The following is a 20,679-nucleotide window of genomic DNA, read 5'->3' as shown; positions in this document are numbered from 1 at the left end:
TTAGGAGCCCGCTTCCTGCGGAAATTCCTGTCGAATCCGCTGCAGATAACGATCAGATGCCGCCCGATCGCCCAGCTTCACTTCGATTTGAGACGCAAGTTGTAACACGGAACGCGTTGCGGGTGCAGCCGCAATCCTACGTTCGGCGAACGCCCGGGCCTCCATGTAGCGGCCCTGGCGGAAGCTCAGCTGGGCCATCGACTCCAGCGCAACCGGGTTGGCCGGCGCCGCGACGAGTGCCGCGCGCAGGTCGCGCTCGGCACGTTCGAGCTGCCCAGCGTCCAGTGCGCAGCTGCCGGCATTGGCCTGCGCTTCGCCCGGGGTGGCATAGCCCGGCGCCTGCAGCGCCCGGTCGAACCAGACCAGCGATTCGGCCGACTGGCCCTGCTGGCACAACCAGGCACCGTAGTTGTTGAGCACGTCCCCGCGCTGCGGCGCCAGCTCGGCGGCCTTGCGGAAATTCTCGCCCGCCTGGCGGGTGCGGCCACGACGGTCATCGATGCCGGCCTGCAGCACCAGCGCATCGGGCGCCTCGGGCGCCAGCTTCAGCGCTTCGCGCACCTTGCGCTCGGCGGCGTCGAGATTGCCGACCTGCATGTCGCGGGTCGCCAGGGTCAACAGGTCGCGCCAGCGCACTTCGCGCCGCACGCTTTCCGGGTCAGCCACCGAATAGACCGGCGCCTGGCTAGGCCCGAGCTTGGCCTTGGGATGGGATTTGCAGCCGCCGACCGCAACGGCCAGCATGCCTGCGAACAGAACCAGCCAGAGGCGGTCAGGCCGCGGCATCGCTCCCCTTCCCCGCCTGCAGCGTCTTGTTGAACTCCGCCTGGCGGCGGGTGCGGTCCATCACCTGGCCCTTGAGCTGGCCACAGGCGGCGTCGATGTCGTCGCCACGGGTGCGGCGGACCATGGTCAGCACGTTGCTGTCGAGCAGGATCTTCTGGAAGGCACGGATGTGCGCTTCTTCCGAACGCTCGTAGCGGGTGCCCGGGAACGGGTTGAACGGGATCAGGTTGACCTTGCCCGAATCCTTGGCCTGCACCGCGTTGTCGAACTGGCGCATCAGGCGGGCCAGCTCCCGGGCATGCTCGGGCTTGTCGTTGATGCCCTTCATCAGGGTGTATTCAAAGGTGACCGACTCGCGGCGCTTGTTGGCGCGCAGGTAGCGTGCACACGAGGCCATCAGCTCGGCGATCGGGTACTTCTTGTTGAGCGGCACCAGCGTCTCGCGCAGCGCGTCGTTCGGCGCATGCAGCGACACCGCCAGCGACACGTCGCTTTCGGCAGACAGGCGGTCGATCTGCGGCACCAGGCCAGAGGTCGACAGGGTCACGCGCTTGTTGGCCAGGCCGTAGCCCAGGTCGTCGCGCATCACACTCATGGCGCGCACGACGTTGTCGAAATTCATCAGCGGCTCACCCATGCCCATCATCACCACGTTGGTGAGGCGGCGCATCTGGTGCGGCACGTTGCCCAGGTGGCGTGCGGCAACCCACACCTGGCCGATGATCTCGGCGGTGGTCAGGTTGCGGTTGAAGCCCTGGGTAGCGGTGGAGCAGAACGTGCAGTTCAGGCCGCAACCGACCTGCGAGGACACGCACAGCGTGCCGCGGGTCTTGTCCGGGATGTACACGGTCTCGATGGCGTTCTTGCCATCCACGCCCATTGCCAGCAGCCACTTGTGGGTACCGTCGGCGGAGGGCTTGTCGAACACGATGTTGGGAACCAGCACCTCGGCATGGGCCTGCAGCTTGGCGCGCAGGACCTTGCCGAGGTCGGTCATTTCATCGAAATCGGTGACGTAGCGATGGTGGATCCACTTCATCACCTGATGGGCACGGAACTTCTTTTCGCCGAGAACCTCGACGAAAAACTTCTCCAGGCCCGCGCGATCAAGGTCGAGCAGGTTCTGCTTGCCAGCCGTGGGTGCCGACTTCGGCAGCGGCTGGATGGCGGGGGACTGTACGACCTCGTTCACGGCATTACTCTCAGCGCGAAACGACTTCGGTGGCGGCGAAGAAGTAGGCGATCTCAATCGCGGCATTCTCGACCGAGTCCGAGCCGTGGGCGGCATTGGCATCGATGGATTCGGCGAAGTCGGCGCGGATGGTGCCCGGCGCGGCTTCCTTCGGGTTGGTGGCGCCCAGCAGGTCGCGGTGGGCCAGGACGGCGTTCTCGCCTTCCAGGGCCTGGATCATCACCGGGCCGGAGATCATGAACTCGACCAGCGCGTTGAAGAACGGACGCTCGCGGTGCACGGCGTAGAAGCCTTCGGCTTCACGACGGGACAGCTGCTTGTACTTGGCGGCCACGACCTTCAGGCCGGCCTTCTCGAAGCGGGCGTAGATTTCGCCGATGACGTTCTTGGCAACGGCGTCCGGCTTGATGATCGAAAGGGTGCGCTCCAGCGCCATGGGATGTCTCCAATGGAATCGGGCCGCTGATGGCCCGAAGGGTAACATGAAAAAAACCCGCGTCGGGACGCGGGCTTAGCCTGATAAACGTAGGCGAATTGTAAAAGATAAAGCCGCGGCATGGTAGTGCCGGCCGCCGGCCGGCAACCCCGTCGCGGCCAAGGGTCGGATTCCCGCAGGGGCTCTGACCCATTCCGGGGCCCACCGTTGGTGGTCGGAGCCCCATTCGGGGATCCGACCCCACCCCATCGCATTCACCCACCTGAGTGAAATCTGACCGGCCCGGGCAGTTTTGCTGCACTGCAAAATGCCATACGCTACCGTCTGGTCCTAGTATCAAACAATCGTTTGATTAAGGTCCGCCCGCCGATGGCCAAACCCGCCCACTTCTCGACCAAGGACCGGATCCTCGGCGCGGCCGAGGAGCTGTTCGCCCAGCACGGCTTCGCCGGCACCTCGCTGCGCCAGGTGACCAGCCAGGCCGATGTCAACATCGCTGCGGTCAACTACCACTTCGGCTCCAAGGAAAACCTGGTCAACGAGGTGTTCCGCCGCCGCATGGACGAGATGACCGGCGCCCGCCTGTCACAGCTCGAACGTGCCCGCGCCGAGCACCCGGGCGAACTGCGCCCGGTGCTGGCCGCCTTCGTCGAGCCGGCGCTGGCGCTGGCCCAGGACCGCCAGAACGGCGGCGCCTTCGTGCGCGTGATCGCCCGCGCCTACGCCGAGAAGAACGACAACCTGCGCAAGTTCCTGTCCGACCACTACGGCCACGTGCTGCGTGCGTTCGGCAAGGCCATCGGCGAGTGCGTGCCGGACCTGAGCAAGGAAGAGCTGTACTGGCGCCTGGACTTCCTTGCCGGCTCGCTCACCTATGCCATGGCCGATTTCGGGCTGATCAAGCGTCCCGCCGGTGTCACCGAAGCGGCGCATCGTGCCCATGCCGCCCACGAACTGATCCATTTCGCCGAAGCCGGGTTCCGCGCCGCCGCACGCGCCAGCGCCCTGCCTGCTTCCGTTTGATTCCACCCAGTAACTGCTGACCAACAAAGGCCCTACACCATGTCCAATTCCCTGCTAGTCCGCCGCGCCGCCGTGCTGGGTGCCGGCGTCATGGGTGCCCAGATCGCCGCCCACCTCACCAACGCTGGCGTCGACACCGTGCTGTTCGACCTGCCTGCGAAGGAAGGTCCGGCCGACGGCATCGTGCTGAAGGCGATCGCCAACCTGGGCAAGCTGAGTCCCGCGCCGCTGGCCAGCAAGTCGCTTGCCGAAGCCATCACCCCGGCCAACTACGAGTCCGGCCTGGAGCAGCTGAAGGACTGCGACCTGATCATCGAGGCCATCGCCGAGCGCATGGACTGGAAGCAGGACCTGTACAAGAAGATCGCCCCGTTCGTGGCCGACCACGCGGTGCTGGCCTCCAACACCTCCGGCCTGGGCATCAACAAGCTGGCCGACGTGCTGCCCGAACAGCTGCGGCACCGCTTCTGCGGCGTGCACTTCTTCAACCCGCCGCGCTACATGCACCTGGCCGAGCTGATCCCGGCCACCACCACCGACGACGCCGTGCTGGAAGGCCTGGAAGCTTTCCTGGTCACCACCCTGGGCAAGGGCGTGGTGTACGCCAAGGACACCCCGAACTTCATCGGCAACCGCATCGGCGTGTTCTCGATTCTGTCCACCATCCACCACACCCAGCAGTTCGGCCTGGGCTTCGACGAAGTGGACGGCCTGACCGGCCCGCTGGTCGGCCGCCCGAAGTCGGCCACCTACCGCACCTCCGACGTGGTCGGCCTGGACACCATGGCGCACGTCATCAAGACGATGGGCGACACCCTGCCGAATGATCCGTGGCATGAGTTCTTCAAGTCGCCGAAGTGGCTGGATGCGCTGATTTCCAAGGGCGCGCTGGGCCAGAAGACCGGCGCCGGCATCTTCCGCAAGGTCGGCAAGGACATCGTCGTACTGGACCTGGAGAAGCAGGACTACCGCCCGGCTGATCGCGCTGCCGCGCCGGAAGTGGTCGAGATCCTGAAGATCAAAAATCCGGCCGAGAAGTTCGCCAAGCTGCGCGAGAGCCAGCACCCGCAGGCGCAGTTCCTGTGGGCGACCTTCCGCGATCTGTTCCACTACAGCGCCTACCATCTGGCCGACATCGCCGAGACCGCGCGCGACGTCGACCTGGCCATCCGCTGGGGCTACGGCTGGTCGCTGGGCCCGTTCGAGACCTGGCAGGCCGCCGGCTGGAAGCAGGTGGCACAGTGGATCGCCGATGACATCGTGGCCGGCAAGAGCATGAGCAACGCCCCGCTGCCGGACTGGGTGTTCGATGGCCGCGACGGCGTGCATGCCGCCGAAGGCAGCTACAGCCCGTCGCGCAACGCCAAGCTGCCGCGTTCGTCGCTGCCGGTGTACCAGCGCCAGCGCTTCCCGGATCCGCTGTTGGGCGAGAAGTTCGCGCCGGGCGAGACCGTGTTCGAGAACGACGGCCTGCGCATGTGGCACGACGGTGATGGCATTGCCGTGGTCAGCTTCAAGACCAAGATGAACACCGTGTCCGACCAGGTGCTGGACGGCCTGCAGGAATGCGTCAGCCGCGCCGAGAAGGACTTCCAGGGCCTGGTGATCTGGCAGCAGAAGGAGCCCTTCTCTGCCGGTGCCGATCTGGCCGGTGCACTGGGCCTGCTGCAGGCCGGCAAGGTCGACCAGTTCGAAGAAATGGTTGCCAACTTCCAGCGCACCAGCCAGCGCATCAAGTACTCGCTGGTGCCGGTGGTTGCCGCCGTGCGTGGCCTGGCGCTGGGTGGTGGCTGCGAGTTCCAGATGCACAGCGCCAAGACCGTGGCCTTCCTGGAAAGCTACATCGGCCTGGTCGAGGCCGGCGTCGGCCTGCTGCCGGCCGGCGGTGGCCTGAAGGAACTGGCCGTGCGCGCCTCGCAGGCCGCAGGCCCGGGCGGTGATGTATTCGCCGAACTGAAGAAGACCTTCGAGACCGTAGCGATGGCCAAGGTGTCCAACTCGGCGGTCAACGCCAAGGAACTGGGCCTGCTGCGCAGCACCGACAAGGTGGTGTTCAACAGCTACGAAGCGCTGCACATCGCCAAGGCCGAAGCTCGCGCCCTGGCCGAAGCGGGCTACCGTCCGCCGCTGCCGGCACGCCGCATCCAGGTGGCCGGTGACGTGGGTATCGCCACCTTCAAGATGATGCTGGTCAACATGCTGGAAGGCCGCTTCATCAGCCCGTACGACTACGAGATCGCCGAGCGCATCGCCACCGTGCTGTGCGGCGGCAAGGTCGACCGCGGCACCCTGGTTGACGAAGAGTGGCTGCTGACCCTGGAGCGCAAGCACTTCGTCGAACTGGCCCAGCAGGAAAAGACCCAGGCCCGCATCGCGCACATGCTGAAGACCGGCAAGCCGCTGCGGAACTGACGGAAGACATCGGTAGTGCCGGCCGCTGGCCGGCAACCTCTTCCAACCCCTATTCAAGAGATCATTGCAATGACCAAGCAAATCCAGGACGCCTACATCGTCGCCGCCACCCGTACCCCGGTTGGCAAGGCGCCCAAGGGCATGTTCCGCAACACCCGCCCCGACGACATGCTTGCGCACGTGCTGCGCAGCGTCGTCGCCCAGGCCCCGGGCGTGGACGTCAACCGCATCGATGACGCCATCATCGGCTGCGCCATGCCGGAAGCCGAGCAGGGCATGAACGTGGCGCGCATCGGCGTGCTGCTGGCCGGCCTGCCGAACACCATCGCCGCGCAGACCGTGAACCGCTTCTGCTCCTCTGGCCTGCAGGCCGTGGCGCAGGCCGCCGACGCGATCCGCCTGGGCAACGCCGACCTGATGCTGGCCGGCGGCACCGAGTCGATGTCGATGGTGCCAATGATGGGCAACAAGATCGCCATGGCACCGAGCGTGTTCGACAACGACCACGTCGCCATCGCCTACGGCATGGGCATCACCGCCGAGAAGGTGGCCGAAGAGTGGAAGGTCTCGCGCGAAGACCAGGACGCGTTCGCCCTGGCCTCGCACCAGAAGGCCATGGCCGCGATCCAGAACGGCGAGTTCAAGGACGAAATCAGCCCGTACGAGATCGTCTCGCACCTGCCGGACCTGGCCGACGGCCAGCGCATCATCACCCGCAACAAGGTGGCCGACACCGACGAAGGCCCGCGCCCGGACTCCTCCGCTGAAGGCCTGGCCAAGCTGCGCCCGGTATTCCGCAACGGCCAGTTCGGCGGCACCGTCACCGCCGGCAACTCGTCGCAGATGAGCGATGGCGCCGGTGCCGTGCTGCTGGCCTCGGAGCAGGCGATCAAGGATTACGGCCTGACCCCGCTGGCGCGTTTCGTCAGCTTCTCGGTGGCCGGCGTGCGCCCGGAAGTGATGGGCATCGGCCCGATCGCCGCGATCCCGAAGGCCCTGAAGCAGGCCGGCCTGACCCAGGACCAGCTGGACTGGATTGAACTGAACGAAGCCTTCGCCGCGCAATCGCTGGCAGTGATCCGCGATTGCGGCCTGGACCCGAGCAAGGTCAACCCGCTGGGCGGCGCGATCGCCCTGGGCCATCCGCTGGGCGCGACCGGCGCGATCCGTACCGCCACCCTGCTGCACGGCCTGCGTCGTCGCCAGCAGAAGTACGGCATGGTGACGATGTGCATCGGCACCGGCATGGGCGCGGCGGGTATTTTCGAGGCGCTGTAAGGTTCAAAGCGTTGCCTCGTTGGGCTTCATGGCGTGGGTCGGGTTGGCAGGGCTGCCCGGGACACGCCGTGAACCCTTCCATGGGGGCTCGATGGCGCCATCCATGGCGCCAACGGTCCCGGGCAGCCCTGCCAACCCGGCCCTTCCAGCCTCCCCGCGGCGGAGGGATGAGCAAAGGCAGGGTCAAAGGCCGGGGTCAGATCCCTTTGCTGCGCAAAGGGATCTGACCCCAACAAGCAAAAAAGGCAGCCATTGGCTGCCTTTTTGCTTTGCTTCTGCCTTTGATTCCGCCCTTCCCGTCCGCGCCCGCAGGAAACTGTCGAGAGGGGGCGGATGGCCCTCTCCAAAACCGTTGGCGCCATGGATGGCGCCATCGAGCACCATGGAAGGGCTTTGGCGTGTTTTGGAGAGGGCCATCCGCCCCCTCCCCCATGTATCAATCAAAGCGCTGACGGAGCGCTTGATAAATCCCTTATTCCGCCAGCATCGCCGCCAGCTTCTCCCGCGCCGGGCCGGCCAGCTTCGGGTTGTCCAGCGCGAAGCGGATCGTCGCCTCCACCAGACCCAGGTGCGTACCGCAGTCGAAGCGGGTGCCCTCGAAACGATAGGCATCGACTTCTTCGGTCTTCAGCAGCTCGGCAATCGCATCGGTCAGCTGGATCTCGCCGCCGGCACCGGTCTGGGTCTGTTCCAGCAGTTCGAAGATCTTCGGGCTCAGCACGTAGCGGCCGACCACCGCCAGGTCACTCGGCGCGTCCTCCGGCTTCGGCTTCTCGACGATCTGCGAAATGCGGCCCTTGCGGCCATCGAACGCCTCAGTGGCGACGATGCCGTAGCTGGCGGTCTTTTCGTGCGGCACGTCTTCGACCGCGATCACGCTGGCACCGCTGGCCTCATTGAGGTCGGCCATCTGCTTCAGCGCACCGGCACCGCGATTCCAGATCAGATCGTCGGGCAGCAGCACCGCGAACGGCTCGTCACCGATCACAGCCTTGGCACACAGCACTGCGTGCCCCAGGCCCAGCGCCTCGGCCTGGGTCACGAAGATCGCGCGCACGCCGTTGGGCAGCACATGCCGGATCAGCTCCAGCTGCTCCTGCTTGCCGGCGCGCTCGAGCTTCTGCTCCAGCTCGTAGGCCTTGTCGAAATAATCGGCAACCGCGTGCTTGTAGCGGTTGGTGATGAACACCAGCGTGTCGCAGCCGGCTTCGATGGCTTCATCAACGGCGTACTGGATCAGCGGCCGATCAATGATCGGCAGCATCTCCTTCGGCACAGTCTTGGTTGCTGGCAAAAAACGCGTTCCCAGTCCTGCCACCGGGAAAACTGCCTTGCGAATTCGCTTGCTCATTGGTGCCTGTTCGCCTCACGTGCCGGAAAGGGCACGACTTTAGCGGATGAAATGTAAGCATCCTGTTCGATTGGCGAGAATTCCGGCATCGTCGCAAACAGGATTTCCTGGATGCTGGCAGTGTCGTAGCTGGCAATCGCCTCACGCAGGCGCGGAACGTTGCCCAGCACCAGGTCGCGCGAGAACGTACGCACGCCGGCCTCGAGAATCTTCGGGTGCGCGGTCGAACGGTAGTCTTCGTCCGAATAGAACAGCGTCTCGTGCAGCTTCTCGCCCGGGCGCAGGCCGGTATAGATGATCTGGATGTCCTTGTACGGCTGCTTGCCGGTCAAACGGATCATCTGTTCGGCCAGCACGCGGATCGGCACCGGCTCGCCCATGTCCAGAGTGTAGATCGCACCATGCGACGCCGACGCGGCCGCCTGCAGGATCAGCTGGCAGGCCTCGGGGATGGTCATGAAGTAACGGCTGACTTCCGGGTCGGTGACCGTGACCGGACCACCGCGCAGGATCTGCTCGCGGAACAGCGGCACCACGCTGCCGGCCGACGCCAGCACGTTGCCGAAACGCACCGTGACGAAACGGGTGTGCGTGGACTTCTGGTCCAGGCTCTGGCAGATCATCTCGGCGTAGCGCTTGCTCGCACCCAGCGCATTGACCGGGTCGACCGCCTTGTCCGTGGAAATGAACACGAAATGCTCCACGCGGGCTTCCAGGCACGCGCGGGCGACGTTTTCGGTCGCCAGGATGTTGTTGCGCACCGCTTCGCGCAGCTGGCGCTCCAGCACCGGCACGTGCTTGTAGGCGGCCGCATGGAAAGCGGTATCGACCGGGTGCAGCGACAACGCATGGCGAATCACCGCCGGGTCACCGCAGTCGCCCAGCACCGCCTCGATCTCGACATCGGGGAAGCTGCGCCGCAGCTCGCCCTCGATGGTCAGCAGCAGCAGCTCGCTGATCTCCAGCAGGATGATGCGACCTGCACCGTGCCGCGCGCACTGGCGACAAAGCTCCGAGCCGATCGAACCACCGGCGCCGGTGACCATCACAGTGCGCCCACCCAACCAGCCGCGGATCAGGTTCCAGTCCGGCATGATCGGCTTGCGGCCCAGCAGATCCTCGATCGCCACTTCCTTCAGCTGGCCCGGCAGCGACTGGCCCTGCAGGATGTCGCTGAGCTTGGGCACGGTACGGAACGGAACGCCGGTGCTTTCGCAGATCGCGACAACACGCTGCATGCCTGCGGCGTCCAGTGACGGCATGGCAATGACCAGCAGCTTGGCAGCGGTCTCGCGGACCACTGTCGGGGCGTCATCCAGGGTGCCGAGGATCGGCAGGCCCTGCAGCTTGGCACCCCGCAGGTGCGGTGCATCGTCGAGCAGGCCGACCGGCTCGAAGTTGCCGGAACGACGCAGGTCGCGCACCAGTGTTTCCGCCGCCTGGCCGGCGCCGAGGATCAGCACGCGGCGGGCGCTGGAATCGGACTGCAGGGCCTGATAGTCCTTCCAGGCCCGGTACAGCAGGCGCGGTGCGCCCAGCAGGGCCGACAGCGCGAACGGGTAGATCACCAGCACCGACATCGGCACGCCGTCGAAGCGCTTCCACATCAGCACCAGGACGATGGCGACCATGCCGATGAAGCTGGCCTTGAAGATGTTCAGCAGGTCGCTGACGCTGGCGAACCGCCACAGCCCGCGATACAGGCCCACGCGCCAGAACACCAGGCCCTGCAGCAGCAGGACCAGGGTGGTATCGACGTTCCACAGGGGCAGCGCCGGAGCGTTGGGCAGGATCGAGTAACGCCCTGCATGGAGCAACTGCCAGCATGCCCAGACCATGAAAAGGTCGTGGCAGACGATGGCCGAACGCGGCATCAGGCCGAGGATTCTGTCCCGCCAGGGTGAAGCCATAAGTCAGGTATTTCCTTGTCGGTAGCGCATTCCATTGCGCAGGAGGAGCCAGAGGACGCTCAGCGCGGTGAACCACGCGATCGCCACGGCAGCCTCCCACCTCGGCTGCAAATTGGAGCAGACATTGAACACTGTAATACTGAACAGGCCCAAAGCAAAGTACATCCCTGTCACCTGGGGGTGACTGGCTCCTGCCTGCACCGCGCGCTGGTAGACGTGCTGGGTGTGGGGTTCCATCCAGCGTTGTCCTGAAATGATGCGCGCCAGCAGTGTGAAGCCCGCGTCCACGAGGAACGGCGAAACCGGGACCAGCAGCAGGATCCAGTTGATATCGGTACGCACGCTGGCGAGTGCCAGCACCGCTGCGACCGCATACCCCAGCGCTCCACTACCGACATCGCCCATGAAGATCCGGGCCCGAGGGAAGTTGAACGGCAGGAATCCAAGGCAGGCCAGGCCCAGGGCCACGGCAGCCAGCGAGTACGGCCACGGCAGCACCGGCGCCAGCCCCAGCATCGCCACGACGGCCTGGCTGGCGGCAATGCCGTTGATGCCGTCCATGAAATTCCAGATGTTGATCAGTGAGGCGGTGAACAGCAGCACCAGCGCCGCCAACAGCCAGCTGCCGCCATTCACCTTCACCAGGCCGGCCAGCAGCGTCGCGGCGATGAAATGCACCAGCAGGCGACGCATCGCTGGCAGGGGCTTGTGGTCGTCCCACCAGCCGATACCGGCCACCAGCACCAGCCCAAGGCTGGCCACCAGTACTGTCGGCGTGCTCTCGGGCCAGGCCCAGATGGCCACGGCTGCAGTCACCAGCAGGCTGATGACGATGGCGATGCCGCCACCGCGCGGTGTAGCGACGCTATGGCTGCGGCGTTCGCCGGGCTGGTCCATCAACTGCTGGCGCAGCGCATAGCCGCGTGCCGCCCAGGTCAGCACCGCACTCAGCAGGGCGAGCGACAGCAGCGCGCCCATCACAAGCCAGGGCATGGATCAGAGCACCGCGTAGTTCAGCAGCGGCTTGACCGTCCCCCACTCCTTGCAGCTCGGACACTGCCAGTGGTGGGTACGCGCCCCGAAACCGCAGCGGGTGCAGCGATAGGCCGGGTTGCGCACCAGCAACTGGTCAGTGATGTGCTTGAGGTCATGCAGGGTGGCTGTGGAATCGGCGCCCTCGGCCAGGGTGAGGTCGATCAGCGCGGACTCGCCACGCACCGACGGGCGATCCTTCAGCTGGCGGCCGAGGTAGGCACGCGCCGGGGCCACGCCTTCCTGCTCTTCCATCAACCGGGTCAGCGCCAGCACCGGGGCAATGCCACGGTAATGCTCTGTCATCTCCGACAGGAACGCGCGCGCACCTGCCAGATCGCCCACCTTGCGATAGTTCTGCATCAACGCCGGCAGCAGTTCCGGCAGGTATTCGGGGTCGTTGCGCGCGGCGCGCTCGAAGGCGCGCACGGCGGCCTCAGGATTGCCCGCGTCGGTTTCCAACCGGCCCTCGATGATGCCGGCGCGCACCGACATCGCATCGGCCTGGTAGGCGCGGGCGATCGCTGCCCTCGCCTCTTCCAGCTTGCCGGCGCCACGGAATCGCTCGGCCAGTTCGCACTCGAACTGCCCGATCAGCTTGCCCATCGGCTCGCCGGTGACATCCTCGAACCGGGTGGCGTTGTCGATGGCCTTTTCCCAGTCGCGCTCGGCCTGGTAGATGCCGATCAGGTGCTTGAGCGCCTGCGGTGCGCGCTGATCCAGCTGGGCCAGCTCGGTGAACACGGTCTCGGCACGATCCAGCAGGCCGGACTTCATGTAGTCCTCGCCCAGGGCCAGCAGGGCCTGCACGCGCTGTGCGTCACTCAGGTCATGGCGATTGACCAGGCCCTGGTGCAGGCGGATGGCGCGGTCGACTTCGCCACGACGGCGGAACAGATGGCCCAGCGCGACCTGGGTCTCGAAGGTTTCCTTGTCCAGCTCGGCGATGTGCAGGAACAGCTCGATGGCCTTGTCCGGCTGCTCGTTGAGCAGGTAGTTCAGGCCACGGAAATAGGTGCTCGACAGGCGGCTGACCTGGCTGTCACCGTGGCGTTGGCCACCACGCCGCCCGATCACCCACCCGGCCAGTGCGGCCAGCGGTACGAACAGGAAGAACCAGAACCACTCGGTGACGAAATCCATCTTCGATCAACGTCCATCAAAAGATTGGGGGGAAGCAACCGGTGCCGGCGAAGCGGCAGCGGACTTGTTGGCGCGACGCAGCTGGCCGTAGAGCGGAATGACCACGCTCACCAGCACCAGCCCGGCACCGACCACGACACCGACCAGCAGCGCGGCAATCAGGGCCACGCCCACCGAAGTGTGCAGTTGGGTAAACAGCAGGTTGATCGACATTGCGGTCATGTTGACCGCACCGATGATCAATCCAAGGATCAGCACCGCCAGCAGGACCAGCAGACGAAAAACCTTCATGCGACAGCTCCAGTGGCAGGAGTCCGTAGCTTATCCGACTCGCGGCTGGATTCGCACGCGGTGGCGCGACGGCAGGCTCAGGCCGGATCGGCGTCCAGCGGCAGCACACTGCTGACCCGCTCGCGCAGTTCCTTGCCCGGCTTGAAATGGGGGACATGCTTGCCCGGCAGGGCAACCGATTCGCCGGTCTTCGGGTTGCGACCCAGGCGCGGCGGACGATAGTGCAGCGAGAAGCTGCCAAATCCACGGATTTCGATGCGATCCCCGGCGGACAGCGATCCGCCCATCATTTCCAGCAACGACTTCACCGCCAGATCGACATCATCGGCCTTCAGGTGCGCCTGGCGGCGCGCAAGGATTTCGATCAGTTCGGATTTGGTCATTACCGGCTCACATCAGGGGCATCTCAGCCTGAAACGGCCCGGGCAATGCCCGGGCCGTCCAGGAAACAACGAACAGCCTAAGGCCGATTACTCGGACTTGTTGCCGTTCAGCTGTGCACGCAGCAGCGCGCCCAGCTGGGTGGTGCCGCTGGAAGCCGAAGAGGACTGGTATTCCTCCAGCACTTCGCGCATTTCAGCGTCGTCCTTGGCCTTGATCGACAGCTGCAGGGTACGGCCCTTGCGGTCCATGCCCACGAACTTGGCTTCGACCTTGTCGCCGACCTTCAGGTGCTGGGTGGCGTCGTCAACGCGCTCGTTGGCGATGTCGCGGGCCGAGACGTAACCTTCGATGCCGTCAGCCAGCTCGATGATCGCGCCCTTGGCGTCGACTTCCTTCACCACGCCTTCGACCTTGGAACCCTTCGGATTGGCAGCCATGTACTGGCCGAACGGATCCTGCTCCAGCTGCTTCACGCCCAGGGAGATGCGCTCGCGCTCCGGATCGACGGCCAGGACGACGGCGTCCAGGGTATCGCCCTTCTTGAAGTTGCGAACGACGTCTTCGCCGGTGGTGTTCCAGCTGATGTCGGACAGGTGGACCAGGCCGTCGATGCCGCCGTCCAGGCCGATGAAGATGCCGAAGTCGGTGATCGACTTGATCTGGCCCGACACCTTGTCACCCTTCTTGTGGGTGGCAGCGAAGGTTTCCCACGGATTGGCGGCAACCTGCTTCATGCCCAGCGAGATGCGGCGACGCTCTTCATCGACGTCCAGCACCATCACTTCGACTTCATCACCCACCTGGACAACCTTGGACGGGTTGACGTTCTTGTTGGTCCAATCCATCTCGGAGACGTGCACCAGGCCTTCGACGCCCGGCTCGATCTCAACGAACGCACCGTAATCGGTGACGTTGGAGACCTTGCCGAAGACGCGGCTGTTGGCCGGGTAACGACGGCCGATGTTGTCCCACGGATCCTCGCCCAGCTGCTTCAGGCCCAGCGAAACGCGGTTGCGCTCGCGGTCGAACTTCAGCACGCGGACGTCCAGCTCGTCGCCGACGTTCACGACTTCCGACGGGTGACGCACGCGCTTCCACGCCATGTCGGTGATGTGCAGCAGACCGTCGATACCGCCCAGGTCCACGAACGCGCCGTAATCGGTCAGGTTCTTGACGACACCCTTCAGGATCGCGCCTTCCTGCAGCTTGTCCATCAGCTGCTCGCGCTCTTCCGAGTGCTCGCTTTCGACGACAGCGCGGCGCGAGACCACGACGTTGTTACGCTTGCGGTCCAGCTTGATGAGCTTGAACTCGAGTTCCTTGCCTTCCAGGTAGGCCGGATCGCGCACCGGGCGCACATCGACCAGGGAACCCGGCAGGAAGGCGCGGACATCCTTGATGTCCACGGTGAAACCACCCTTGACCTTGCCGCTGATGCGGCCGGTGATGGTTTCGTTCTTTTCCAACGCTTCTTCCAGCTCGTCCCACACCATCGCGCGCTTGGCCTTCTCGCGCGACAGGACGGTTTCGCCGAAGCCGTTCTCGATCGAGTCGAGGGCGACCTTGACGATATCGCCTTCGGCGACGTCGATTTCGCCAGCGTCGTTACGGAACTGTTCGATCGGCACGATGCCTTCGGACTTCAGGCCAGCGTTGATCACCACGACGTCGCCGCGGACTTCAACAACGGTACCGCTGACGATGGCGCCCGGCTTCAGCTTGGCCAGGTTGGCCTGGCTGGCTTCAAACAGTTCGGCAAATGATTCGGTCATTAGATTTACTCTGTTGGACACATGGGTCGGTGGCGTCCCCTTCAGGGGAATGGCGACCGCCCGCCTGTTGGTCGACCCCGGAAACGCAGGTCGTGTGTAGTAGGAAAACCGCCACGCATCATTGCGCGACGGAGCGGGTACAGCACTGCTATGCGCGACCACTGCCGATGCGACTGGCAGTGCTCCCGCGCGAACGGATCAGGCAGCCGGAACCGGAAGCAGATCCATCACTCGGGCAACGACATCATCGATGCCGATGCCTGTGGTGTCGATGAGGACAGCATCGTCTGCCGGCTTCAGGGGCGCCACGGTACGCTGAGCATCACGGGCGTCGCGGGCCATGATCTCGCGCAGGAGGTCATCAAAGTTAACAGAAACCCCCTTGTCTTTCAACTGCTTATGCCGGCGCTCGGCGCGCTCCTCGGCACTGGCGGTCAGGAAGACCTTGTAGGGGGCGTCCGGAAAGATCACCGTGCCCATGTCGCGGCCGTCGGCGACCAGGCCCGGCAGCTCCCTGAATGCGCGCTGGCGCTCCTTCAGGGCGGCCCGGACCTCCGGGATGGCGGCAATGGCCGAGGCCAGCGCCCCGGTGGTCTCCAGGCGCAGCTCTTCGGTGGCATCGGTGCCGTTGACCATGACCCGCATGGCATCGCCCTGCTCGACAAACTGAACGTGGGTGTCGAAGGTGCAGCGGACCAGCGCGGAGGCGTCGGAGGTGTCGATGTCGGCCCAGCTTGCGGCCACGCCCACCGCCCGGTACAGCGCGCCCGAATCCAGGTAATGCCAGCCCATCCTGCGCGCGATGATGCGGCTGATGGTACCCTTGCCGGCCCCGGATGGGCCGTCGATGGTCAGGACGGGAGCGAGTGGATTCATGGGGGTCCCAGAGCGTGTGAAGAGGCCATTCTAGCCCCTGCCAGACGCCCCCAGCGGGATCTTTTGTGCAACCACTTGAAACCATGAGGAAAAGCCCGGTAGAATGGCGGGCTTGAACGAGCGTCAACTGCCGATTGTCTTTCGCATATCGCGGCCACGCTCCACCCGAACAACTACTGTTTACGCCGAGGTATGCCATGAAAGTCCTGTCCTCCCTGAAGTCGGCGAAGGCCCGTCACCGTGACTGCAAGGTCGTGCGTCGTCGTGGCAAGATCTTCGTCATCTGCAAGTCGAACCCGCGTTTCAAGGCGCGTCAGCGCTAAGCCTCACAGCCTTCCGGCTGCGGCTGGCCCTACGCGGGGCCGACCCGATGCAAGAAACCGCCTTCGGGCGGTTTTTTGTTTATGCGGCTTTTTCCTGCCGTTTTTGCTGTAATCGCCTTTCTTGACCACTGGGGAGTAGATCGAGATGAAGCGTTACCTGTCCGCCCTGGCCGTGATGGCCACCCTGGCCGCCGCCACACCGGCACTGGCCGATACCCTGCTTGTCGACCGTGCCCGCGAGAAGCCGGCCGGTGCCCTGCCCGTGCGCGGCCAGAGCATGCAGCAGGTGCAGGCGCAGTTCGGCGCGCCCAGCGAACAACTGCAGCCGCGTGGCGGGCAGAAGCGGCAATGGCCGACCATCAACCGCTGGGTGTACCCGCAGTTCACCGTCTACTTCGAGAAGCAGAAGGTGATCGACGTGGTGGCCAACCAGGCGGACCCGAACGAAATCGGCCCGAAACCACCGATCCGTTGATCCCTTTACCCGCCCTGGGCGGGCCTGTGTAGCGAGACCATGAACCAGACCCTTCGTTTTCCTGCCGAGTGGGAAGCCCAGAGCGGCGTCCTGATTGCCTGGCCTACCGCCGACACCGACTGGGCCGACCGCCTGGGCCAGGTGGAAGAGACCTACATCGCCCTGGTCGCGGCCATCACCCGCTTCCAGCCGGTGCTGATCTGCGTGGCCGACGACGATGTGGAGACCTATGCCGAAATGCGGCTGCGCTCCAACCGCATCGACATGGACAAGGTCCACTTCACCACGGCCGCCTACGACGATACCTGGCTGCGCGACTCCGGCCCGATCACCCTGCGTCGCGCCGACGGCGGTTTCCAGCTGCTGGACTTCCGATTCACTGGCTGGGGCGGCAAGTTCGACGCCACCCTGGATGACCAGCTGGTGGGCGTGCTCGACCAGGCTGGCGTGTTCAACGACGCCCCGGTACGCAGCATTCCGTTCGCGTTGGAAGGCGGTGGCATCGAGACCGACGGCGAAGGCACCCTGCTGACCACCTGGAAGTGCCTGCACGAACGCCACCCGGACCGCGACCGCGCCAGCCTGAGCGCCGACCTGGCCGACTGGCTGCAGCAGGACCGCGTGCTGTGGCTGGACCACGGCTACCTGGAAGGCGACGACACCGACGCCCACATCGATACCCTCGCCCGCTTCGCCTCCGCTGACAGCATCGTCTATCAGGCCTGCGACGACGAGAGCGATTCGCACTACGCCGAGCTGCAGGCGATGGGCAACGAGCTGGCCGCGCTGCGCACCAAGGACGGCCAGCCGTATCGCCTGTTCCCGCTGCCGTGGGCGCGGCCGGTGATGGACGAAGGCCGCCGTCTTGCTGCGTCGTACGCCAACTACCTGATCGTCAACGGCGCGGTGCTGATGCCGGCCTATGGCGACCCGGCCGACGACCTGGCCCGTGATGTGCTGGCCCAGGCGCATCCGGGTCGCGAGATCGTGCAGGTGCCTTGCCGCTCGCTGATCTGGCAGAACGGCAGCCTGCACTGCATCACCATGCAGCTGCCGGCCGGGTTGTTGAAGGTCTGAGAAAAGGGAGTGCCGGCCGCTGGCCGGCAACCAGGCAATGCCTGACGGATTGATGGGGATGCCGGCCAGCGGCCGGCACTACCATCACCCATTCAGCGCGCAACACGCCGTCGCCGCCCATCCGCGCTAACATGCAGGTTTTCCCCCGCAGGAACGCCCGCATGAACTCGCGCAGCCCCCTTACCGTCGCCCTGATCCAGGAGCGCAACCACGGTGATGCCGCCGCCAACCTGGCGGTGATCGAAGCACGCGTGGCCGAGGCGGCTGCGCAGGGTGCCAAGCTGGTGCTGCTGCAGGAACTGCACAACGGCCCGTATTTCTGCCAGCACGAATCGGTGGACGAATTCGACCTGGCCGAATCCATTCCGGGCCCGAGCACCGAGCGCCTGGGCGCACTGGCGAAGAAGCATGGCGTGGTGCTGGTCGGCTCGCTGTTCGAGCGCCGCGCTGCCGGCCTGTACCACAACACCGCCGTGGTGTTCGAGAAGGACGGCAGCCTGCTCGGCAAGTACCGCAAGATGCACATCCCGGACGACCCGGGCTTCTACGAGAAGTTCTACTTCACCCCGGGCGACATCGGCTTCAAGCCGATCGATACGTCGGTGGGTCGCCTTGGCGTGCTGGTGTGCTGGGACCAGTGGTACCCGGAAGCGGCGCGCCTGATGGCGCTGGCCGGCGCCGAGCTGCTGCTGTACCCGACCGCGATCGGCTGGGACCCGGACGACGTGCAGGACGAGAAGACCCGCCAGCGCGACGCCTGGGTGCTGAGCCACCGTGGCCACGCCGTGGCCAACGGCCTGCCGGTGCTGAGCTGCAACCGCGTCGGCCACGAGGCGTCGCCGCTGGGCGCGTCGGGCATCCAGTTCTGGGGCAACAGCCACGTGCTCGGCCCGCAGGGCGAGTTCCTGGCCGAGGCCGGCACCGAGGCCACCGTGCTGCTGTGCGACGTCGACCTGCAGCGCAGCGAGCATGTGCGCCGCATCTGGCCGTTCCTGCGTGATCGCCGCATCGATGCATACGGCGACCTGCTCAAGCGCTACATCGACTGAGCCGGAGCCCGCGCATGGCCGTCCTCATCCGTGATGCCGGCCCGGCCGACATCGACGCGATCACCGCCATCTACGCGGTGGAAGTGACCGATTTCGTCAACACCTACGAGTACGACATCCCGGACGCGACCGAGATGCTGCGCCGCATGCGCGACATCATTGATCGTGGCTTCCCCTACCTGGTCGCCGAGATCGACGGCCAGGTGGCTGGCTATGCCTATGCCAACACCTATCGCACCCGCATTGCCTACCAGTGGACCGTGGAGAACTCGGTCTACGTCGATGCCGCGTTCCAGGGCAAGGGTGTCGGCACCGGCCTGCTGCAGGCCTTGATCGACGCCTGCGTGGCACGTGGCTACCGGCAGATGGTGGCGGTGATCGGCGAACCGACCAACACCGCCTCGATCAAGCTGCACGAACGCTTCGGCTTCGAGCTGGTGGGCGTGTTCCGTGGCCTCGGCCGCAAGCATGGCCGCTGGCTGGACACCGTACAGATGCAGCGCGCGCTCGGCGATGGCGCCGACACCGCACCCTCCAATGAATGAACCCATGACCGAAACCCTTCCCGAGACCGGCGACGACCTGTTCGCCGGCCAGCCGGTGCGCGTCGTCGAACGCGACGGCGTGCGCTACACCCTGCTGGGCACCGCCCACGTCTCCCGCGCCAGCGTCGAGGCCGTTGAAAAAGCCATCGACAGCGGCCGCTTCGATGCCGTTGCCGTCGAGCTGGACCCGCAGCGCCTGCAGGCGCTGAGCGACCCTGACACGCTCGCCAAGCTCGACCTGGTCGAGGTGATCCGCAAGGGCCGCGTCGCCCTGTTCGCCGCCAACCTCGCTCTGTCCGCCTATCAGCGCCGCCTGGCCGAGCAACTCGACATCGAGCCCGGCGCCGAGCTGAAACGTGCGGTGGAACTCGCCCGCGAACGCAACCTGCCGGTGCACCTGATCGACCGCGAGGTCGGCCTGACCTTCCGCCGCGCGTCGCAACGGCTGGGCTTCTTCGGCAAGCTGAAGCTGGTTGCCGGCCTCGGCGCCGGCCTGTTCTCGTCCGAGGAAGTGGGCGAGAACGAGATCGAGAAGCTCAAGCAGGGCGACATGCTGGAATCGAGCTTCGGTGAGTTCGCCAGCGAGAGCCCGGCGCTGTACGAAACCATCATCGGCGAGCGCGACCGCTACATGGCCACCCGCCTGCGCGAAGAACACGACCCGCGCCAGCGCGAAGTGCTGGCAGTGGTCGGAGCCGGCCACCTGGCGGGTCTGGCACGCCACCTGGAAACCGACACCGAGGCACCGGCGCCGCTGCGCGCCGAGCTGGAGGCGGTGCCGAAGAAGCGCAACATCCCGTGGTTCACGCTGGGCATCCTGGCGATCGTGGCGACCGGCATCGGCGTAGGCTTCTACCGCGGCGGCCTGGGCGTAGGCACCGAGCTGCTGGCAACCTGGGCGATGTATACCGGCGGCCTGGCCGGCCTGGGCTGCCTGCTGGCCGGCGGTCACCCGCTGAGCATCCTCACCGCGATCGCGGTGGCCCCGTTCAAGCCGTTCCGCCTGAGCATCCCGACCGGCGCCTTCTCGGCACTGGTGGAAGCGCGTGTGCGCAAGCCAGCCTACGAGGACTTCCTGAAGCTGCGCGACGACGCGCAGAGCCTGAAGGGCTGGTACCGCAATCGCGTTACCCGCGTGGTGCTGACCTTCATGCTGACCAACATCGGCAGCATGCTTGGCCTGTGGCTGACCACCTTCAAGGTGTGGGGCAAGGTGGCGGGGTAAGCCTCAACCGGCCACAGAATCTGTAGCGCCCGAGCCCATGCCCGGGCGATGCCGCAACGCGGCGAACAGCAGCCGAGCATGGCTATGCCGGCCGTCCTG

Annotated in this window: 20 protein-coding genes; 9 read left to right on the top strand and 11 right to left on the bottom strand. The window is 65.6% G+C overall.

Going from position 1 to position 20,679, the window contains the following annotated elements:
* The 3 genes from pilW to ndk are packed head-to-tail and all read right to left on the bottom strand — an operon-like array spanning position 1 to position 2,414.
* Positions 1 to 786, bottom strand: coding sequence for a type IV pilus biogenesis/stability protein PilW (gene pilW / locus ACEPA4_RS08525; protein WP_262089714.1), 786 nt, complete (start codon positions 784 to 786; stop codon positions 1 to 3).
* Positions 773 to 1,978: a 23S rRNA (adenine(2503)-C(2))-methyltransferase RlmN gene (gene rlmN / locus ACEPA4_RS08520; protein ID WP_005409296.1), complete on the bottom strand. Its 1,206-nt coding sequence runs from the start codon at positions 1,976 to 1,978 to the stop codon at positions 773 to 775. Before rlmN ends, pilW begins: the two co-directional genes overlap by 14 nt.
* A gap of 10 nt (positions 1,979 to 1,988) precedes the next feature.
* Positions 1,989 to 2,414 carry a nucleoside-diphosphate kinase gene (ndk, locus tag ACEPA4_RS08515; protein WP_005409295.1) on the bottom strand — a complete coding sequence of 142 codons (426 nt, stop codon included), beginning with the start codon at positions 2,412 to 2,414 and terminating at the stop codon, positions 1,989 to 1,991.
* Between the two features lie 369 nt (positions 2,415 to 2,783).
* On the opposite strand from ndk, the gene ACEPA4_RS08510 reads away from it, so the two are divergent.
* The 3 genes from ACEPA4_RS08510 (at position 2,784) to ACEPA4_RS08500 (ending at position 7,127) form a co-directional block, all read left to right on the top strand.
* The gene (locus ACEPA4_RS08510) at positions 2,784 to 3,437 is read left to right on the top strand and encodes a TetR/AcrR family transcriptional regulator (protein WP_005416238.1); all 654 of its coding nucleotides are present in this window, start codon (positions 2,784 to 2,786) and stop codon (positions 3,435 to 3,437) included.
* Positions 3,438 to 3,476: 39 nt separating this feature from the next.
* Positions 3,477 to 5,849 carry a 3-hydroxyacyl-CoA dehydrogenase/enoyl-CoA hydratase family protein gene (locus ACEPA4_RS08505; protein WP_111201353.1) on the top strand — a complete coding sequence of 791 codons (2,373 nt, stop codon included), beginning with the start codon at positions 3,477 to 3,479 and terminating at the stop codon, positions 5,847 to 5,849.
* A 69-nt stretch (positions 5,850 to 5,918) separates the two neighbouring features.
* Complete coding sequence (locus ACEPA4_RS08500) at positions 5,919 to 7,127, top strand: acetyl-CoA C-acyltransferase (RefSeq protein WP_005416236.1); 1,209 nt, start codon at positions 5,919 to 5,921, stop codon at positions 7,125 to 7,127.
* A 472-nt stretch (positions 7,128 to 7,599) separates the two neighbouring features.
* Here ACEPA4_RS08500 and galU read toward each other — a convergent pair whose 3' ends face one another.
* From galU to cmk, 8 genes are all read right to left on the bottom strand, one after another.
* Positions 7,600 to 8,478 carry a UTP--glucose-1-phosphate uridylyltransferase GalU gene (gene galU / locus ACEPA4_RS08495; RefSeq protein WP_032954121.1) on the bottom strand — a complete coding sequence of 293 codons (879 nt, stop codon included), beginning with the start codon at positions 8,476 to 8,478 and terminating at the stop codon, positions 7,600 to 7,602.
* The gene (locus ACEPA4_RS08490) at positions 8,475 to 10,388 is read right to left on the bottom strand and encodes a nucleoside-diphosphate sugar epimerase/dehydratase (protein WP_032954120.1); all 1,914 of its coding nucleotides are present in this window, start codon (positions 10,386 to 10,388) and stop codon (positions 8,475 to 8,477) included. Before ACEPA4_RS08490 ends, galU begins: the two co-directional genes overlap by 4 nt.
* 3 nt (positions 10,389 to 10,391) lie before the next feature.
* Positions 10,392 to 11,381: a glycosyltransferase family 4 protein gene (locus ACEPA4_RS08485; RefSeq protein WP_164093589.1), complete on the bottom strand. Its 990-nt coding sequence runs from the start codon at positions 11,379 to 11,381 to the stop codon at positions 10,392 to 10,394.
* Between the two features lie 3 nt (positions 11,382 to 11,384).
* Positions 11,385 to 12,563 (bottom strand): lipopolysaccharide assembly protein LapB, encoded by a 1,179-nt coding sequence (lapB, locus tag ACEPA4_RS08480; RefSeq protein ID WP_005416232.1) that lies wholly within the window; start codon positions 12,561 to 12,563, stop codon positions 11,385 to 11,387.
* Positions 12,564 to 12,569: 6 nt separating this feature from the next.
* Positions 12,570 to 12,854 carry a lipopolysaccharide assembly protein LapA domain-containing protein gene (locus ACEPA4_RS08475; RefSeq protein ID WP_005416231.1) on the bottom strand — a complete coding sequence of 95 codons (285 nt, stop codon included), beginning with the start codon at positions 12,852 to 12,854 and terminating at the stop codon, positions 12,570 to 12,572.
* A gap of 77 nt (positions 12,855 to 12,931) precedes the next feature.
* Entirely contained in the window at positions 12,932 to 13,237 is a 306-nt protein-coding gene (locus ACEPA4_RS08470; protein ID WP_005409286.1) for an integration host factor subunit beta, read from the bottom strand.
* An 87-nt stretch (positions 13,238 to 13,324) separates the two neighbouring features.
* Positions 13,325 to 15,010 (bottom strand): 30S ribosomal protein S1, encoded by a 1,686-nt coding sequence (gene rpsA / locus ACEPA4_RS08465; protein WP_005416230.1) that lies wholly within the window; start codon positions 15,008 to 15,010, stop codon positions 13,325 to 13,327.
* A gap of 198 nt (positions 15,011 to 15,208) precedes the next feature.
* Positions 15,209 to 15,886, bottom strand: coding sequence for a (d)CMP kinase (gene cmk, locus ACEPA4_RS08460; RefSeq protein WP_262089715.1), 678 nt, complete (start codon positions 15,884 to 15,886; stop codon positions 15,209 to 15,211).
* A 197-nt stretch (positions 15,887 to 16,083) separates the two neighbouring features.
* On the opposite strand from cmk, the gene ykgO reads away from it, so the two are divergent.
* From ykgO to ACEPA4_RS08430, 6 genes are all read left to right on the top strand, one after another.
* On the top strand, positions 16,084 to 16,209 hold the full coding sequence (ykgO, locus tag ACEPA4_RS08455) for a type B 50S ribosomal protein L36 (RefSeq protein WP_005409283.1): 126 nt from the start codon (positions 16,084 to 16,086) through the stop codon (positions 16,207 to 16,209).
* A gap of 175 nt (positions 16,210 to 16,384) precedes the next feature.
* Entirely contained in the window at positions 16,385 to 16,684 is a 300-nt protein-coding gene (locus ACEPA4_RS08450) for a hypothetical protein (protein ID WP_227837998.1), read from the top strand.
* A gap of 39 nt (positions 16,685 to 16,723) precedes the next feature.
* Positions 16,724 to 17,761 carry an agmatine/peptidylarginine deiminase gene (locus ACEPA4_RS08445; protein ID WP_262089716.1) on the top strand — a complete coding sequence of 346 codons (1,038 nt, stop codon included), beginning with the start codon at positions 16,724 to 16,726 and terminating at the stop codon, positions 17,759 to 17,761.
* A gap of 161 nt (positions 17,762 to 17,922) precedes the next feature.
* A complete protein-coding gene (locus ACEPA4_RS08440; protein ID WP_005416226.1) occupies positions 17,923 to 18,810 on the top strand; it encodes a carbon-nitrogen hydrolase in 888 nt (295 codons plus the stop codon).
* Between the two features lie 14 nt (positions 18,811 to 18,824).
* Entirely contained in the window at positions 18,825 to 19,355 is a 531-nt protein-coding gene (locus ACEPA4_RS08435) for a GNAT family N-acetyltransferase (RefSeq protein WP_005416225.1), read from the top strand.
* A 4-nt stretch (positions 19,356 to 19,359) separates the two neighbouring features.
* Positions 19,360 to 20,580: a TraB/GumN family protein gene (locus ACEPA4_RS08430; RefSeq protein WP_088123866.1), complete on the top strand. Its 1,221-nt coding sequence runs from the start codon at positions 19,360 to 19,362 to the stop codon at positions 20,578 to 20,580.
* The last annotated feature ends 99 nt before the right edge of the window (positions 20,581 to 20,679 follow it).

The organism is Stenotrophomonas sp. P2112, from assembly GCF_041897515.1.
GTDB lineage: Bacteria > Pseudomonadota > Gammaproteobacteria > Xanthomonadales > Xanthomonadaceae > Stenotrophomonas > Stenotrophomonas sepilia.
The sequence above is the reverse complement of the archived record's forward strand: the minus strand, read 5'-3'. Positions and strand labels throughout refer to the sequence as shown.

Bases quoted from the DNA above. Each gene is read 5' to 3' on its own strand.
- pilW (WP_262089714.1), bottom strand. From the start codon at position 786: ATGCCGCGGCCTGACCGCCTCTGGCTGGTTCTGTTCGCAGGCATGCTG.
- ndk (WP_005409295.1), bottom strand. From the start codon at position 2,414: ATGGCGCTGGAGCGCACCCTTTCGATCATCAAGCCGGACGCCGTTGCC.
- ACEPA4_RS08510 (WP_005416238.1), top strand. From the start codon at position 2,784: ATGGCCAAACCCGCCCACTTCTCGACCAAGGACCGGATCCTCGGCGCG.
- ACEPA4_RS08505 (WP_111201353.1), top strand. From the start codon at position 3,477: ATGTCCAATTCCCTGCTAGTCCGCCGCGCCGCCGTGCTGGGTGCCGGC.
- ACEPA4_RS08500 (WP_005416236.1), top strand. From the start codon at position 5,919: ATGACCAAGCAAATCCAGGACGCCTACATCGTCGCCGCCACCCGTACC.
- galU (WP_032954121.1), bottom strand. From the start codon at position 8,478: ATGAGCAAGCGAATTCGCAAGGCAGTTTTCCCGGTGGCAGGACTGGGA.
- ACEPA4_RS08490 (WP_032954120.1), bottom strand. From the start codon at position 10,388: ATGGCTTCACCCTGGCGGGACAGAATCCTCGGCCTGATGCCGCGTTCG.
- ACEPA4_RS08485 (WP_164093589.1), bottom strand. From the start codon at position 11,381: ATGCCCTGGCTTGTGATGGGCGCGCTGCTGTCGCTCGCCCTGCTGAGT.
- lapB (WP_005416232.1), bottom strand. From the start codon at position 12,563: ATGGATTTCGTCACCGAGTGGTTCTGGTTCTTCCTGTTCGTACCGCTG.
- ACEPA4_RS08475 (WP_005416231.1), bottom strand. From the start codon at position 12,854: ATGAAGGTTTTTCGTCTGCTGGTCCTGCTGGCGGTGCTGATCCTTGGA.
- ACEPA4_RS08470 (WP_005409286.1), bottom strand. From the start codon at position 13,237: ATGACCAAATCCGAACTGATCGAAATCCTTGCGCGCCGCCAGGCGCAC.
- rpsA (WP_005416230.1), bottom strand. From the start codon at position 15,010: ATGACCGAATCATTTGCCGAACTGTTTGAAGCCAGCCAGGCCAACCTG.
- cmk (WP_262089715.1), bottom strand. From the start codon at position 15,886: ATGAATCCACTCGCTCCCGTCCTGACCATCGACGGCCCATCCGGGGCC.
- ykgO (WP_005409283.1), top strand. From the start codon at position 16,084: ATGAAAGTCCTGTCCTCCCTGAAGTCGGCGAAGGCCCGTCACCGTGAC.
- ACEPA4_RS08450 (WP_227837998.1), top strand. From the start codon at position 16,385: ATGGCCACCCTGGCCGCCGCCACACCGGCACTGGCCGATACCCTGCTT.
- ACEPA4_RS08445 (WP_262089716.1), top strand. From the start codon at position 16,724: ATGAACCAGACCCTTCGTTTTCCTGCCGAGTGGGAAGCCCAGAGCGGC.
- ACEPA4_RS08440 (WP_005416226.1), top strand. From the start codon at position 17,923: ATGAACTCGCGCAGCCCCCTTACCGTCGCCCTGATCCAGGAGCGCAAC.
- ACEPA4_RS08435 (WP_005416225.1), top strand. From the start codon at position 18,825: ATGGCCGTCCTCATCCGTGATGCCGGCCCGGCCGACATCGACGCGATC.
- ACEPA4_RS08430 (WP_088123866.1), top strand. From the start codon at position 19,360: ATGACCGAAACCCTTCCCGAGACCGGCGACGACCTGTTCGCCGGCCAG.